At 41.1% G+C, this 15,957-nt stretch carries 12 protein-coding genes; 6 read left to right on the forward strand and 6 right to left on the reverse strand.

From position 1 onward, the window contains the following. Positions 1-48 precede the first annotated feature (48 nt). Positions 49-534: a hypothetical protein gene (locus tag AC1DUD_RS05690; RefSeq protein WP_477372472.1), complete on the forward strand. Its 486-nt coding sequence runs from the start codon at positions 49-51 to the stop codon at positions 532-534. A gap of 90 nt (positions 535-624) precedes the next feature. Here the strand turns inward: AC1DUD_RS05690 and AC1DUD_RS05695 are convergent, their stop codons facing one another. The 3 genes from AC1DUD_RS05695 to gatB form a co-directional block, all read right to left on the reverse strand. Further along, positions 625-1,314, reverse strand: coding sequence for a response regulator transcription factor (locus AC1DUD_RS05695; RefSeq protein WP_347529683.1), 690 nt, complete (start codon positions 1,312-1,314; stop codon positions 625-627). A gap of 106 nt (positions 1,315-1,420) precedes the next feature. After that, the gene (locus tag AC1DUD_RS05700; RefSeq protein ID WP_477372475.1) at positions 1,421-2,566 is read right to left on the reverse strand and encodes a redoxin domain-containing protein; all 1,146 of its coding nucleotides are present in this window, start codon (positions 2,564-2,566) and stop codon (positions 1,421-1,423) included. Beyond that, complete coding sequence (gene gatB / locus AC1DUD_RS05705) at positions 2,567-4,036, reverse strand: Asp-tRNA(Asn)/Glu-tRNA(Gln) amidotransferase subunit GatB (RefSeq protein WP_477372477.1); 1,470 nt, start codon at positions 4,034-4,036, stop codon at positions 2,567-2,569. 283 nt (positions 4,037-4,319) lie between these two features. Between gatB and AC1DUD_RS05710 the strand changes: the two genes are divergently transcribed. Next, positions 4,320-4,832 (forward strand): hypothetical protein, encoded by a 513-nt coding sequence (locus tag AC1DUD_RS05710; RefSeq protein ID WP_477372479.1) that lies wholly within the window; start codon positions 4,320-4,322, stop codon positions 4,830-4,832. Positions 4,833-5,028: 196 nt separating this feature from the next. On the opposite strand, the gene alaS is transcribed toward AC1DUD_RS05710, so the two are convergent. Next, the gene (gene alaS, locus AC1DUD_RS05715; protein WP_477372481.1) at positions 5,029-7,737 is read right to left on the reverse strand and encodes an alanine--tRNA ligase; all 2,709 of its coding nucleotides are present in this window, start codon (positions 7,735-7,737) and stop codon (positions 5,029-5,031) included. Between the two features lie 207 nt (positions 7,738-7,944). Here alaS and AC1DUD_RS05720 point away from each other — a divergent pair, with 207 nt between their 5' ends. Together AC1DUD_RS05720 and AC1DUD_RS05725 are read left to right on the forward strand one after the other, a co-directional pair. Beyond that, the gene (locus AC1DUD_RS05720; RefSeq protein ID WP_477372483.1) at positions 7,945-8,619 is read left to right on the forward strand and encodes a hypothetical protein; all 675 of its coding nucleotides are present in this window, start codon (positions 7,945-7,947) and stop codon (positions 8,617-8,619) included. A 154-nt stretch (positions 8,620-8,773) separates the two neighbouring features. After that, a complete protein-coding gene (locus AC1DUD_RS05725) occupies positions 8,774-8,974 on the forward strand; it encodes a hypothetical protein (protein WP_477372485.1) in 201 nt (66 codons plus the stop codon). A 117-nt stretch (positions 8,975-9,091) separates the two neighbouring features. Here AC1DUD_RS05725 and AC1DUD_RS05730 read toward each other — a convergent pair whose 3' ends face one another. Beyond that, positions 9,092-11,332, reverse strand: coding sequence for a hypothetical protein (locus AC1DUD_RS05730; RefSeq protein ID WP_477372487.1), 2,241 nt, complete (start codon positions 11,330-11,332; stop codon positions 9,092-9,094). Then, the gene (locus AC1DUD_RS05735; protein WP_477372489.1) at positions 11,329-13,209 is read right to left on the reverse strand and encodes a transglutaminase-like domain-containing protein; all 1,881 of its coding nucleotides are present in this window, start codon (positions 13,207-13,209) and stop codon (positions 11,329-11,331) included. The genes AC1DUD_RS05730 and AC1DUD_RS05735 overlap by 4 nt, the downstream gene beginning before the upstream one ends. A 164-nt stretch (positions 13,210-13,373) precedes the next feature. On the opposite strand from AC1DUD_RS05735, the gene AC1DUD_RS05740 reads away from it, so the two are divergent. Together AC1DUD_RS05740 and AC1DUD_RS05745 are read left to right on the forward strand one after the other, a co-directional pair. Further along, entirely contained in the window at positions 13,374-13,709 is a 336-nt protein-coding gene (locus AC1DUD_RS05740) for a MerR family transcriptional regulator (protein ID WP_426586292.1), read from the forward strand. A 94-nt stretch (positions 13,710-13,803) separates the two neighbouring features. After that, positions 13,804-15,906: a ComEC/Rec2 family competence protein gene (locus AC1DUD_RS05745; RefSeq protein WP_477372492.1), complete on the forward strand. Its 2,103-nt coding sequence runs from the start codon at positions 13,804-13,806 to the stop codon at positions 15,904-15,906. Positions 15,907-15,957: the final 51 nt, after the last annotated feature.

The raw sequence follows: 15,957 nt of genomic DNA on the forward strand, positions 1-15,957 counted from the left end.
AAAAGGTTAATTAATAACAATCTGTTTACCTATCTATAAAAAAACATCATGAGTGATCAGTCAACCCAACCTGAAGAAAAAGGATTTTTCGAGAAGGTTAAAGAAACAATTGAAAGCCTTTGGGAAGGCACAAAAGACACAGCCGAAGACGTAAAAGAAGTAGCCGAAGAAAAATTTGAAGATATAAAGGAAAAAGTAACCGCTAAAAAAGCAACTGCCACAAAAAAAGCGGCAACTACCAAAAAAGCTGTTATTAAGAAAGCCGATGAAGTAACCGCAAAAGCTAAAACAGCAGCAGCTGATGTTAAAGCTAAGGCCGAAACCAAGGCTAAAGCCATTACCGCCAAAGTGAAGAACGAAGCTGTTGCTGCAAAGAAAGAAGTTGCAGATGTTAAAGCCAAGGCAGCTACCAAGGCAAAAGTCATCACAGCTAAAGCAAAAACGGAGGCTACAGAAACCAAAAAGGCCGTAGCTGCGAAAACCGTTAAAGCAGCCACCGCAGTTAAGAAGAAAGCTACTGCCGCCTCAAAGTAATGCAAAATATTTTGACAAAAAAAGCGATTGGTAACCCAATCGCTTTTTTAATATCATATAAGTTCCCCCTTTAGGGGGTTAGGGGGCGACTTAAGCTTCAAACTTATAACCTACCCCTTTTACCGTAGCAACGCAATCGTCGCCCAATTTTTCGCGCAGTTTGCGGATGTGTACATCAATGGTACGGTTGGTAACTACTACCGAATCTTCCCAGATGTTTTTAAGGATCACTTCACGAGTGTAAACCTTGCCTGGTTTTGAAGCCAGCAGGTACAGCAGTTCAAATTCCTTTTTGGCCAAAACCACTTTAACACCTTTTTGGTAAACCAGGTAAGCTTCGCGGTCAATAACCAAATCGCCTATTTCAAGTTTATTATCAACCACATCTTCAGATGGGGCGTTACGGCGTAGGATAGCGTTTATGCGGCTAACCAGTGCGCGGGGTTTTATAGGCTTTGCAATGTAATCATCGGCACCTACGTTAAAACCGGCAATTTCTGAATACTCCTCGCTGCGGGCTGTCAAAAACACCATAAAAGTGTTTTTAAACTCGGGCATAGTGCGCATAATGCGACATGCTTCTATCCCATCCATTTTAGGCATCATGATATCCAGTACAATCAGATCTGGGAGTGATTTCTTTGCTTCGGCAACAGCTTCCTGGCCGTTACGTGCTAAAAACACCTGGTAACCCTCCTTTTTGAGGTTATACTCAATCAGTTCTAAAATATCCGGTTCATCATCAACAATAAGTATTTTCTGTTTTGCGGTGCTGCTCATGTTGCGTTAATTTTTTTGTATAAAAGTATACGCTTTACAACAGCTAATGGTTAAGCTGATATTAACAAATTGTTAAACGTTACCTAATATTAACCGTAAGTTGAGGCTATTTAAATGTTTTATTTAAAAAAGCTTCAAGATCGGCTCCCGTAATATTCTTGGCAACTATATTTCCCTGAGGATCAATGATAAAGTTTGACGGGATAGCTTCAATATGGTAAAGAGCCTCTGTAGGGCCTTCAAAGCCGTTTAAATCAGAACCATGTGCCCAGGTAAGCTTATCATCGTTAATAGCTTTTTGCCATTCCGGTTTACCTTTATCTAACGATATACCTAAAATATTAAAGCCTTTACCTTTAAAGGTATTGTATTGCTTTACTACGTTAGGGTTTTCCTGGCGGCAAGGCTGGCACCATGAAGCCCAGAAATCAATCATCACATATTTGCCTTTGTAATCAGATAATTTGATTGGATTCCCGTCAATACCGTTAACGGTAAATTCCGGTGCTTTATGACCTATCGATATCGGCTTAACCTTGTCCATTTGTTTAATGAACTTTTGTACAGTAGGGTTATCTTTGAAATCGCCCCGGATGTCATCGGCAAATTTGATCAGCTGCCCTTCGTATTTGGTAGGATCAAGTGTGGTAGCCGCATAAAAACCTGCAAGCGATTTCTTGTTATCGTTCACAAATTTTAAAACTGCCTCGCCACTTTCGCTCACGTTTTTCAAAAATATAGGCATGTATATTTTTAGCAGCGAATCATTACGTTCGCCGTGAGATTTTTCCTGGTACTCTGCAAAAAGCTTGGCGTTTTTATCACCATAAATATTGCTGATGCGGTTAAACTCTTTTATTTTATCCGAGTCATCTGAGCCCTTAATGGTGTACTCATGATTTTTATTGTTATTGTCCGTTTCAAACTCGATATCGTCGCCATTTTTAGCAATGAAATCGAAAAGGTTTTCGCCCTGCATTTCGCTTCCCTGTGGACCGGTATTGCCTACACGAAGTTTAAACAGGTTTGGATAAAGCGCCACATGCTTAAACTCAAACTTGCCGCCCTCGCCCAATGAAGTAGAGTCGACAACTTTTAAGCCCGAGCTATCAGCCTCAATCAAATAAACAGCCTTAAGATTACCCGGATTTTTAATAGTTCCTGAAACGCTGAACTGCGATTTATTTTTACAAGAGTACATGCCTGCGCTAAGCAATAACAGCGCGCCGACAGCCATATTTTTAACTTTCATTTATTTAGCTTCTAATTCCTTTATCAATAGCTGGTTAGTTTTCTGCGGATCGATCTTGCCTTTTGAGTTTTTCATGATCTCGCCCATAAACAGGCCTAAAACGCCCTTTTTCCCCTTTTGGTATTCCTTAACCTTATCAGGGAATTTGGCGATGGCGTCCTTTATAAAACGGGTTACATCATCACCATCAGCACTGATCAACAGGTTAAGTTCTTTAGCCAGATCCTCCGGTTTTTTACCCGGTTCCCTGACCATAGCAGGGAATAACTTGTGCGAAGCTACAGAATTATTTATCACCCCGGTGTCAATTAGTTTGATGAGGGCGGCAAGGTTTTGCGGCGTAACAGCAAAGTTACCAATGGTTTGGTTATGATCATTCAGGTACGAACGCACCGCACCCATCAGCCAGTTGGCAGCAGCTTTATAATGATCCGTATGTTTTATTAGTGATTCAAAATAGACGGCCGTATCCCTGTCGGCTGTAATTACTGAAGCGTCATAAGCCGTTAACCCTAATTGCTCGGTATACTTATGATATAACTGTGCGGGTAGCGCCGGGAGGCTTTTGCGGATGTTCTCGACATACTCGTTGGTAAGTTTCAGCGGCGGCAGGTCCGGCTCAGGGAAATAGCGGTAGTCATTTGCCATTTCTTTTGAGCGGAGTACTGATGTTTCGCCTGTATCTGCATTAAAATTCAGCGTATTTTGGTCGATGTGCCCCCCAGCCTCAATAATATTTATCTGGCGAACAAACTCATGCTCAATAGCACGCTGCACGTTTCGAATGGAGTTAAGGTTTTTCACTTCGCAGCGGTTACCATATGCGGTAGCGCCTTTAAGTCTTACCGAGATATTGGCATCGCAGCGCATACTGCCTTCTTCCATATTTCCATCGCAAATATCAAGGTAGCGAAGCAGCTTACGCGTTTCTGTCAAGAACTGACCAGCCTCTTCTGCACTGCGCATATCTGGTTCAGATACGATCTCAACCAAGGGCACACCGGCGCGGTTCAGGTCGATCAGTGAATCGGCATGGTGCTGGTCGTGCATACTTTTGCCTGCGTCCTCTTCCATGTGGATGTGATGCAGTGCGATATTCTTTTCAGTGCCATCTGCAAGCTTTACAGGTACGTGACCTTTAAGACAGATGGGCGCGTGATCCTGGCTGATCTGATAACCTTTAGGCAAATCGGCATAAAAATAATTTTTACGTGCGAAGCTATTATTAAGGTTGATAGTGCAATTACAGGCCAGGCCCATTTTAACAGCATATTCAACCGCTTTTTTATTAATAAAGGGCAAAGTGCCGGGATGCCCCAGCGATACCGCACTAACATGGCGGTTAGGTTCGGCACCAAAAGCAGCCGAATCTGCCGAGAATACCTTACTTGATGTAGATAGCTGTGCGTGTACTTCGAGGCCTATTACCAACTCGTACTTTTCGGCTACCCCGTCTGCGAGAACTGTCATAAAAATAAAAATTCAGCTATGATTTTACTGATGTATAAAAGTCAAATATATAAAGATTAATACAGTAAAAGCACCATTTTGCTTTTAAAACAACGCTAAAAGTACAATTATATAGTAGCAAGGTAGGGGTTATAGAGATTGATGGCTATCGATTGCCGATCAGGCCCTGAAAATATCCAATCCAAATATGTCCGCCATCATCCCATTAAACTTTCGGTAATTACTGCCGTCTATTTATAAAAGGCACAATAATTGAATATTGCCGCATATTTAGACAGACACCATGAAAAAATTAATTTTAGGAATGCTTGCGGGATGTTTTGTACTTGCAGCTTCGGTTACAAAAGCAAATGCACAGGTAAACGTAAATGTAAACGTTGGTTTATGGAACCCGCCCGCCGAATACGCCGGTGTTAACTATTATTACCTGCCCGATGTAGAGAGTTACTATTATGTACCAACCCATCAATATGTTTATTTAGAAGGCGGTACATGGGTTAGAAGGGCTGCTTTGCCTCCTCGCTATAGAAGCTACAACATTGCCACCGGTTACAAGGTAGCGGTAAACCGCCCAAGGCCATACACCTATTTTGCGCACGACCGTGACACCTATGCCCGTTATCGCGGCACAAGGAACGTTATTGTGCGTGATCATTACCATACCAGGGTGGTGAACCGTACACATGTAGTGAACCGCACCAGGGTTGTAAACCATAACCCAAGGCCGCATACAAGGGTGGTAAAACGTACCCGCGTAGTTGATCACCGTGTACACAATAATGGTCATCATCATTAATATTTATTGAGATTTTATATATAAACAAAACGACCGCCTCTGTTGAGACGGTCGTTTTTGTTTAAAAGTCTATTAAACCTCACGTCATTGCGAGGCACGAAGCAATCCCTAACTATACAGGGTGACTTGCTTAGCCGCTCTGCTAATTGGGGATTGCTTCGTGCCTCGCAATGACGCCCCCTTTATTTATTTGGTGTTACCCTACAAAGCTTTTCGCTTTTACCAGCACATTATCCAACCCACTTACATCACTACCACCGGCAGTAGCGAAAAACGGCTGACCGCCGCCGCCGCCTTTAACCTCTTTAGCCAGCTCTTTTACGATATTACCGGCATGCAGGCCTTTTTCCTTCACCAGATTTTCGGCAATCATTACGGTAATGCTTGGCTTGCCGTCGAAGTCAGCTACCAGCACCAGGAACAGGTTTGATACGATGTCCTTTAACTGGTAAGCCAGGTTTTTAACCGCATCTGCATTTGGCAGGGCTACTTTTTGGGCGATAAAATTGATATCACCAATAGCCTCAGCTTTTTGAGCCAACTCGGTTTTTAAGCCTGACGATTTTTCGAGGATCGATTTCTCGATCTCTTTTTTCAGTTTGGCATTTTCATCCAGCAACCCTTCAATGCTTTTTGAAATATCTTTTGGATTTTTAAGCAGCTCTTTTAACTGGTTAACCAAAGCATTTTGGGTAACGATATATTTTTCGGCAGCAACACCGGTAATAGCCTCAATACGGCGAACACCGGCAGCTACGGCACTTTCGGTTATAATTTTGAAGAAACCAATTTGCCCGGTAGCTTTCACATGTGTACCACCGCAAAGCTCCTTGCTGAAGTTATCATCAAAAGTAATTACGCGCACATATTCACCATATTTTTCGCCAAACAGGGCTGTTACACCGCTGGTGATGGCTTCAGCATACAATACGCTGCGTTCTTCTTTAATCGGAATGTTTTCGCGCACCTTTTGGTTTACAATAGCCTCAATCTGCGCCAGTTCCTCATCGGTAACTTTGGCAAAATGCGAAAAGTCGAACCTCAGGTAATCAGCATTTACCAACGAACCTTTTTGGTTTACGTGGCTGCCCAATACCTGTTTCATGGCAGCATGCAGCAAGTGCGTAGCCGAGTGATTGCTGTTGGTTTGGCTGCGTAAAGCCGGATCAACAATGGCGGTTAAGGCATCGTCAATATCCTGCGGTAGTTTATCGGTAAAATGAACTATCAGGCCGTTCTCTTTTTTGGTATCGGTAACCAGGATGATCTCTCCATCCGGAAAAACCAGTTCGCCCTTGTCCCCTACCTGACCGCCACTTTCAGCATAGAAAGGCGTTTTATCCAATACCAGTTGATATTGTTCTTTACCTTTAGCAGTTACCTTACGGTATTTTACTATGTGGGCTATGCTTTCAGTTTCATCATAACCGGTAAACTCTACCGATTCATCATCTTTTAATACGATCCAGTCGCCGGTATCAATGGCTGTGGCAGCACGGGAACGAGTTTTTTGCAGTTGAAGCTCCTCTTCAAAGCCCTCTAAATCTACAACCCATCCATTTTCTCTCGCAATTAATTGAATTAAATCTAATGGAAAACCATAAGTATCATATATTTCAAAAGCAACTTTCCCATTAATCAAATATGGCTGATTTAGCAAATCGGTTAAATCATGTTTGTTCTGATCGACTTTTCCAATCAAATTAAATCTCTGTGCAGCCCTCTCAAGTTCATTTATGTTCAATCTCTGAAGACCTTTATCCAAGGTTCTTAAGAATGATACCTCTTCTTCCAAAATTACCTTTTGCACAAAGTCTTTTTGCTCAAATAGATTATTGAATACTCCCTTAAACTGCTCAGCTAATAACGGTACCAGCTGATTAAAGAAAGGCTCTTTGAAACCTAAAGTTTGATAGCTATAACGCACTGCCCTACGTAAAATCCTACGGATTACATAACCTGCTTTATTACTTGCAGGCAGCTGCCCATCAGATATTGCAAAGCTGATAGCACGAACGTGGTCAGCCAATACGCGCATAGCTACAGCATCATTCCAATCAGCATCGCCCGGTTTGGCGGCGCTGTTATATTTTTTGCCCGATTTTTCAGCGATGAACTGGATCATCGGCTGGAAAACATCCGTATCATAGTTAGATGTTTTGCCTTGCAGTACACGTACCAAACGCTCAAAGCCCATTCCGGTATCTACATGCTTATTAGGCAGTGGTTGCAATACGCCACCTTTAAGGCGGTTAAACTGCATAAATACGTCATTCCAGATCTCGATAACCTGGTCATGATCTGCATTTACCAATGTAGCCCCGCTTACTTCGGCACGCTCATTATCCGGGCGGCTGTCAAAATGGATCTCCGAGCAGGGACCGCATGGACCTGTTTCGCCCATTTCCCAAAAGTTATCTTTTTTATTGCCGCGCAGGATGTTAGCTTCATCCACATACTGTTTCCACAGTTCGTAGGTTTCGGTATCGGCTTTAAGGCCTTCTTTTTCGTCGCCTTCAAAATAGGTAACGTACAGGCGGTCTTTAGGCAGCTTGTACACTTCGGTAAGCAGCTCCCAGCTCCAGGCAATGGCTTCTTTTTTAAAGTAGTCGCCAAAGCTCCAGTTACCCAGCATCTCAAACATAGTGTGGTGATAGGTATCAATACCGACCTCTTCCAAATCGTTATGCTTGCCGGATACACGCAAACAACGCTGCGTATCAGCCACGCGGGAGGCCTTGGGGGCCGCCTCGCCTAAAAATATATCTTTAAACTGGTTCATCCCCGCGTTGGTGAACATCAGCGTTGGATCGTTTTTAATCACAATTGGTGCCGAAGGAACGATGGTATGTCCCTTTGAAACAAAAAAATCAAGAAAAGCCTGTCGTATTTCAGTAGCAGTCATAGGGAGCAAAGGTAAATAATAGTCCGGAAGTCAGAAAGTCCGGAAGTCGGAAAGTGATTTGTTATTTAAAATACCTGATGCTCAACTTTATAGTTAAAAGTTTAACGTACCGTTAAACTTTTAACTTACGACGATGTCAGAATAAATATATTTATAACTATCGACTATTACATATTAACCTATTTTTGCAATCTATYACAAATTATTATGAAATTTTCCTACAAACCCATCCTTCTATTATTTACTATTACCAGTATCACGGGTCTATCCTGCAAAAAAGACAACCAAACCAGCAATTCAACAAACACTTTCCCAAAAACATTTCAATACCAGGGAGTAACGCTATCGACCGAAAGGGTATTCACCTACCAGGGCGAAGTCACCGACCCTGCTATTAAAGCCAAAGCTATTACATCAACAAGCCTTAACCTTATATCACATCCCACCTCAACAAAGCAAAATGACATTACATTTACATCACCAAAAACAATTCAAATTGCAGCCGATCATTATCATTCGATATCATCAGCTGGTGGTAAACAAGCTTTTTTTAACGATATAGATTCGGAGATTTCATTAGATAATGGAGATGATGTCAGAGCCAAATTTTCGCCTTTTTATAAATATGTGAACATAGTGAATGACAATAATAAATATTCATACCGTAGTTCACTGATTGTCTCGACTGATAATTCGGAAACTAAGATTAACGGACTTGATATTTGCTTTTTGCACAGAGACCCTGTAAGCAACAAATTTATTAAGAGGTATATGATGTCATCCTCAAATGAATTTAACCTGCCTGGAATAAATATGGCGCTCGACAAAAATGACACCATTGCCATAAGGGAGTTTACCAGTAATTACGCGATAAAAAAGTAAACAACCTATTTCCCTGTCCCTTCAAGGCCTCTCGCGGGGCGCCTGAGGGGACAGCAATTTTCTATTTCGGATTTATTTATTAATTGAAGTCTATTTAACCCTCATTCGTCGATACATATTAATACAATTCCCCTTATTTGGTTTAAATTTGTATATGGAAACTTTAAGAGTAGACATTCAAAACGAACAGGAGAAACGAGTACTCCTGGCTTTTCTTGATAGTTTGGATTATAACTACCGCATAGATAATGAAAGCGATGCTGTGCTCGAGCAGCAAGCTAAAGACCTGGCCAGCCGTAAAGCTGATTTTTTAGCGGGCAAAGCCTCTTCCCTACCGTGGAGCGAAAGCAAATAGCTGTATAAAGCACATCCCGGTATCGCCAAGAATACGTCAGCAGCGCCCTATTAATCTGAATGAGACAGAAAATAAAAAGTCCGGGTTTAGTTTCCGGACTTTTTATTTTTCAATTATTTAGCTTTTTTTCTCCAGCAATATTTTCTGCCCATTGAAGCCCGACGAGGCGTCAATCATCTCGGTAAGGAGCGGCCAGTTTTCTGCTTTTTCAAAATTGTTATTGTAAACACGTGTTACCACAATGGTTACTATGTTACCGTTCACACTAGCTTCTGATGAGAACGAACCTGTTTTGTTGGTTTTCTTTGTCGCTAACTCTTCCAAACCTTTGGCAACATACCCTTGTGGCACAACAATACTAATAGTATATTTAAAACTGCGGGAACATGGCATATACACGTCAAATGTGCGTTTACGCTCTTTATCCTCCAATTTATAAAACGAACCTGCAAGTTTACCTGCATCAATAATATAGTTATTGCCTGCTTTTTTTACCAGGTTATCCAACACAAACGATTCGGAGTACTGAAAAACAGGGTTGCTGTTATCAAGACCAGCATTTATAATTTTACAATCGACCACCTGAGTTGGTTCCTGCTCATACTGGGCTTTTATTTCAGCCGTGAATTTTTTAACTGATTTAGATTGATCATCTGAAAAAGCGTAGCTAAAGTCGTCACGCAGTTTTTTTGTTTCAGGATTTTCTGCCAGTCTTTTTTCCAGTTTGTCACTTTTTGACAATTCCATAAGGGCATTATCAATATCAATTACCGGCAACAAACCTAATTGATCATTATGTCTCATAGAACCTGTTTGCTTAACCAGCCTTTGTATCTTCAGCTTTTGCATGCTGGCCGGTAAAAGGGATACTTTAATTTCCTCGTTAATAGTATTGACCGAAGCTGCCATTACCGGCAAAACTGCTGTTCCCTCCGTAAATGAGTATTTGGTGGCGCTTTCCCTCTTGGGGGCAAGTACAATCACTTTTTCGCCCTGGAAGCGCTGGGGAACCTCATTAAAATGAGTTGCAGCATCATCAAAGAACATATATAGTGGCTTTGTATCGTTTATACGGATACATGCATCAAAATCACTATAATTAAAAATATTATCGAGCGTGTTAGCATTGCGCGAACTAACCAATAATACATCGTAATCGATTTTCAGATCATTTAAAACCATACTCATAATAATGGCATTAAACTTTGTAGCCATGTGGCGATAGTTGATCTCATCAACTTTGCCAATATCATCTTTCGAATAGCTTCCAAAAACCATTCCTTTTCTAATATTGTAAAGCACTTTCATTACGCTATCAAGCGGTGCGGCTTTAATATTCTTTTTACCGTCGAAATATTTTTTCAGGCGATCAGCAACCTCACTGAAATAAGGAAGCTCCCGTTCTGTAAAAGCAGCCTCAAAAATTGATTTATTAGCCTGTAACCTATCAGCAGCGCTTTCGCCGGCTTTACCGCCTGAAACAAACTTTACGAAACCCATAGTATGTGAACTGCTGATTTCGATATAAGGAAACTGGCGAAATTTGGAAATCCAAAACTCGCTTGGGTACTTGGCCTGGTCCCTGACCTTAAGGCTGTAGATCTGGTCGCCCGCGCTATTGGTACTGATATCAAACTGGGGTGCGCCATTTGCACAGATATGCTTTACAATATCTTTTTTGGCATACTGAAAATCATAGCTGCTGTATAAAACCGGGTATTCGCCAGCCAACACAAAAACAAGGTCGTTGTCGGCAAAGTTGTCTGTGCTTGCTTTTTCGCTCACGTCAACGGTGCTTACATAATAATCAAGTATATCGCCAACCTGCAAATCAGATATGGCCAGTTTGCTCACCTGGTCTTTCTTTTCATTTTTGATCAGCACCTCTTCGCTGGTATTTACAATAACTTCCTTGCCTGTTGGCTTAATGATCTTGGCGCCAATATAGGTATCATGGGTCATGGAAAATTTAGCGCTCAAAATATGAACGCTTTCGTCAAGACGCTTTTGGTAAGATATGGTTGAAAAATCTTCAAGTGCCGATTTATCATTTATTTTAACCCGCTCATGAAAAGTGATAAGCTTCAGCGTACGCGTGGTTGACGACGCTGTAATGATCATAAATTTAAATTTGTTGGTCTGTGACCTTTGCATACTGTATGATTTTGCAAAAACCACAGCACTTTCATTGCTTAAATTAGTCGGAACCTTTGTGGCGGCAAACTCAGGCACAGTTGTTCCCCACACGTCCTTTCGAATTTCGGCCGCCTTTTCAGCGTAGGTCTGGTTATTGTTTTGTGCACTTGCAGACCCAGTTAATAGTAAAAAGAAAAATAATAAACGTAGAGATTTTTTCATTGTGATACAGGTTTTATAACTAAGTTTTCGTTGTAAGCTTTGTTTAACAGTTCAATATCCTGGTTCCATTGTGCAAAATTTGATTTTGCAAGCAGTGTGTTTTTTATAAGCAATGTTTTTTTGTAAGTTAGTTTCCCCAGCAAGCTAACATAGCTGATATGAAACTCATATCCAGGTTTTGATATGTTCAGATCGGGCGGGATGCTTGAAGCTTTGTAATTTTGCGGCAGTATAAGTTCAACTTCGGTAATAATATGTTCTTTACCTGAAAACCAGTAATCATTTTTCCGATTATCGATAGCAATGGCCGCGTCTGAAAATTCCTTGCGGTTATCCATATCTATGTAATACTCTTTACCAAAGGCTGATATACCGCTTTTACGCTCAACATCGTATACAGCTGTTAAATCCTTGTCAGGATTACTTGTACTGCTTAAAACAAGGTTACTAATGACATAATCGGCGCTGCCGGCGGCGAGATAACGCTTAGTAACATCTTCGATATTTTCGTGTTTAATGCTATTTAGCCCTGCCAAAACCCCTTCCTTATCCTCGCCTTTCCAAACATTGCTCACCTTACCAGCCAGGCTTGCACCAATAATATGAAGCTTGCTTGTTTCACTGCTTAAATTTTGCCCCTGCGGCGCATATGGTATTTTACCAAGAATATATTTATCACCATCCTCCATTAAAACCTGCCGGCCTTGTACCCGCTCGGCGTATTCGTTAAAGCCTAAATAGGTTTCGGTAGCATCAAGATAATAGGTTTTGCCCTTGTAATTTAAAGCACATATCATGTGATTATCAACCGCCATTGAAGGTGTCTGGTAATCATAGGCTATATGTTTTGTGCCAAGCCAGCAAAGCCGGGCGTCATAACCAGCAGCTTCAAGCAAGGCCTTTGTGAGGTTAGCCATGCCCTTACAATCACCATATTTTTTTCGGAGAACCTCGTCGGCTTTTTCAGGCTTAAAACCTGCTATGCCATCTTCAAAAGCTATGTACCTGATATTGTCCTGTACATAATAAAATATTGCTTTTATTTTATCAATATCGTTGGTTAATCCCGCGGTAAGTTCTTTAGTTTTTGCGCTCAGCAGGGATGGGTTGCCGGCTATATCCTTCACCAACTCGCGGTACCAGGAATACTGATCGGCAAGGGTATTAAAATATGTAATTTGTTTACCACCTGCTGTGGCAGATTTGCACATGATGAGCAAATGAGGATATATATAAGTTGGACCCGGGCTATGCGGCTCTTTTTTCATTGCCGGGATATTACTAAAGATATAAGTTATAATATCGGCATCGCTGCTGCTATTGTATGCGGTGCTCTTTTTTATATTAAAACCATTGAAGTTAAATTCTTTAATATCCAGCTTCATCCAGCGCGGAATTTCGATGGTAACTTCACCTTGTTGTACTGGCAATTCATCAGCAAAATAAATATTGGTAAAGTAGCGCGGATCGTTAAGCGTTTCTTCAAAAGTAACGCTCCCCGTACTTCCTTTTTTTGCCAGCTCGAGCGGAAAATAACACACCCGCTCATCCGAATAAAAAATATCGTCACTGCCGTAATAGGTGTATTCGGGCTTAAACCCCCGGGGCGTGCGACCGTCAACCTTGCAGGTGATATCATCAATGGAGATATTGTTGTTGTAGAATTCGGATACCGTGTAATTTACCTGATAAGCATTGCTGGTGTAGATACTATTGAGTTTCTGTTTTATCTCTACACGATTATTTTTGCTGTTCCAATTAAACCGGAATTCATTTTTTAAGGAAGTTACAGTTACAGCCGAATCAGCTTCAACAGCACTTAACTGCATAGCGCTCAACATACATAGGGTGTATGTTATCAATAGTTTAATAGTCATAAGGTTATTAGTCAATAAATATATTACTATTTTTTGATTTTATAAACAACCTATCAACCGCAGAGAAAAAATGCATTTTGAGAAACCAGGCCGGTTATGATTATTATACACATCAGGCCTCACAGAAAATTCCGATTTCGAAATCAAATAGATACATTTGTATTATGCCTTATAAAGAACGTGAAATAAGCAAGATGTACTACACCATGGGCGAGGTATCGGCCATGTTTGATGTTAATCAGTCGCTTATACGTTTTTACGAAAAGGAATTTGATGTATTGCAGCCAAAGAAAAACAAAAAGGGCAACCGCTATTTTACCCCCGAAGACATCGAAAATTTCAAGATCATCTTCCACCTCATCCGCGATAAAGGCTACACATTAAACGGCGCAAAAGAGCATCTTAAAAGCAACATGGGCGATACCAAGGATAACCAGCGCGTTATCGATTCGCTCGAAAACCTTAAAAAATTCCTGCTTGAGGTGCGCGATCAGTTGTAATCTTCCGCATAAAAACTATCTTTATTTTTTAAAAAATTATCAGGTTAACCTATAACCATGTCGCCACCTGCAATAACAATTCCGGAACTAAGATATGATCGCTAACCATAAGGGCGAGATCCCGGTTGTTATTTTATTACTCCCTTTTTTATTGGGCATAAGTATTGGTATCAATTTCAGTTCGGGAATATACTTAATGCCTTTGGCCGTTGGTTTTACAATCCTGCTGACCCTGTTCCTCCTGCTTAATTTTTATTATACGCGCTTTAAAATTTATAAAAAACGGTGGTTGGGCGGTATAATCATTCACCTGTTATTATTACTTGCGGGCTGGATAGCCATCGTCAATAATAACGAACTCAATAATACCAGTCATTTCTCCAAACTCCCTGCACAAAGACTACTAGTACGCATTAATAGTGAACCTCAGCTTAAAAACGGGCTCATCCGTTTTACGGCAAACGTTGTTGCAAACATCAATCAAAAACAGCCAGCCATATCCACAGGAACACTGATGATCGCCATAAAAGATAGCAGCGCATTGCAACTCGCTTATGGCGATGAACTGCTCATCCCCGGCAGGTACGCCCCCATTGATCCGCCGTTTAACCCTGCCGAGTTTAACTATAAAAAATACCTGGCTCATCAAAACATATACTACCAGGAGTTTTTATACCCGGGGCAATACCGGTTGGTGCAATCAAACACGGGTAACCCATTCATAGCAAATGCACTGGCTTTAAGGCGGCAAATGGTTCAAAAATTCAAACAGCAACTCCATGATCCAAACGCTATTGCGGTAGCTTCCACCTTGATATTAGGCTACAAAGCTGATTTAAGCGAAGATGTGCTGCAGGCCTATTCCAAAACGGGCACCATCCATGTGCTCTCAGTTTCGGGTGCACATGTGGCTATCATTTGGGCTTTACTGGCATTTTTGCTGCGTTTCCTGAACAGGTTTAAACATGGCAGGCTAATCAAAGCCATCATCATTATTCCCATCATCTGGTATTATGCCATGCTCACCGGGTTTTCGCCTGCGGTTTGCCGGGCGGCTGTGATGATCAGCACGGTTATCATTGGCAAAACGTACAACAGGTATATCAACAATTTAAATATCCTGGCAATATCCGCCTTTATATTATTGCTTTATAGCCCTTTGCTGATAACCGATGTAGGCTTTCAGCTTTCCTATCTCGCGGTTGCCGGGCTCGTTGTTTTACAGCCTGTGGTTTATGCATGGTTTACGTTTGATAATAAATGGGTTCGCAAACTCTGGGCCTTATGTTCAGTGTCGATAGCCGCACAGGTTATTACCTTTCCGCTGAGTGCCTTTTATTTTCACCAGTTCCCAGTTTATTTTCTCTTCAGCAATCTGTTCATTGTTATTCCTACCGCTGTTATTATGTATAGCGGGATTTTCTATCTTTTGCTGCCAAAAATCCCCTATATATCCACTGCCCTTGCCTGGATCCTTGAAAAATCGATCCTGTTCATGAACTATGTACTGGCCCGGGTTGAGCATTTGCCCTTTGCAAGCATTAGTAAAATATGGCTAACCACAACCGAGTACCTGCTGCTTTACGCCATCATTATATGTGCGTTTTACTTTTTGTACGATAGAAAAGTATGGCTGCTAAGGGCTTCGATAGTCTTGATATTTTTATTAGCTATAAGCATCAGCATAAAAAAGTACCGATCGTACACTACAAACAGCATCGCCTTTTTAAACCTGCGTAAAAATATGGGCATCGTATTTAAAAACGGCAACCAGGGTATTGTATTAAGCAACCTTGCCGATACAGACAAAAACTACAATTATTCTATCAGACCGTACCTGGATAGTTGCAAGATAAATGATGTTGTTTTGTATAAACCAAACCAGGAGATCCGGTCGGGATTTTTAAGAAAACAAGGTGGTTTTATCCAATTCCGCAATCAATTCATTACTATCATCAGTAAAAATTACGAGGATACCACATCAGCAGTAAAACAAAAAACAGATTACCTATATATCACCGGGAGTCCTAAAATTCCGCTTGCAATTATTAATAAAAATCACGAATATCATACTATAATTATTGATGCAACAAATACCCCTAAAACTGTGCAGCTTATTGCAGACCAGGCCCATGCCCTGCATGCTAATTATGTGGTTTTAAAACGTAACAAATCGTTCATAGCGACATCTAATTGAAAAAACACATTAAACTACTTATCTAAAAATTTGTCTTTTAATTATTAAAAA

This window comes from Mucilaginibacter sp. P4_A11, from assembly GCF_056402535.1.